The 689-nt window shown below is 66.3% G+C and carries 1 protein-coding gene; it reads left to right on the forward strand.

All coding sequences use genetic code 11. The features are described from left to right. The coding region (locus EN949_RS22100; protein ID WP_206534961.1) for a VCBS domain-containing protein at positions 1-689 on the forward strand (689 nt) is incomplete at both ends.

Below are 689 nucleotides of genomic sequence, written 5' to 3' on the forward strand. Positions count from 1 at the left end.
CCTTCGTGGCCAATCCCGACGGCACCTACACCTATACGCTCAACAACGCCGATCCGGCGGTGCAGGCGCTGGATGCCGGCCAGACGCTGACCGAGACCTTCAACTACACGATGAAGGATGCCGACGGCGACACCGATACGGCAACGCTGACCATCACCATCAACGGCACCAACGACGTGCCGCAGATCGTCGTCGACCAGGGCAACCCGGCCGGCGCGCATGACCAGGTCTATGAAGCAGGTCTGGCGGCGGGTTCGGCGGCCGGCGACGGCAGCACGGTTGCAACAGGCACCTTCACGGTGTCGGACGCCGACGGGCTCGACGACGTGCAGAGCGTCACCATCGGCGGCGTCACGGTTGCCATTGGCAGCCTTGACGGTTCGGTCTTCCAGGGCGACCACGGCACGCTGCTGATCACCGGCTACAACCCGGCAACCGGCGTTGCTGCCTATCAGTACACACTGACCAGCACGACGACGGACGTTCCGGCAGTCACCGAGACCGACAGCTTCTCGCTCACCGTCTCTGACGGCACCTCGTCGTCGGCCCCGGCAGCCATCGTCATCGACATCGTCGACGACGTGCCGACGGCCCATGCCGACACCAACAGCGTTGTCGAGGGCGGGATCGTGCTCGGCAACGTGCTGAGCGACGGCACGGACGACGTGTTCGGCGCCGACGGTGCGGCG

This window comes from Mesorhizobium sp. M7A.F.Ca.US.007.01.2.1, assembly GCF_003998165.1.
Taxonomy (GTDB): domain Bacteria; phylum Pseudomonadota; class Alphaproteobacteria; order Rhizobiales; family Rhizobiaceae; genus Mesorhizobium; species Mesorhizobium ciceri.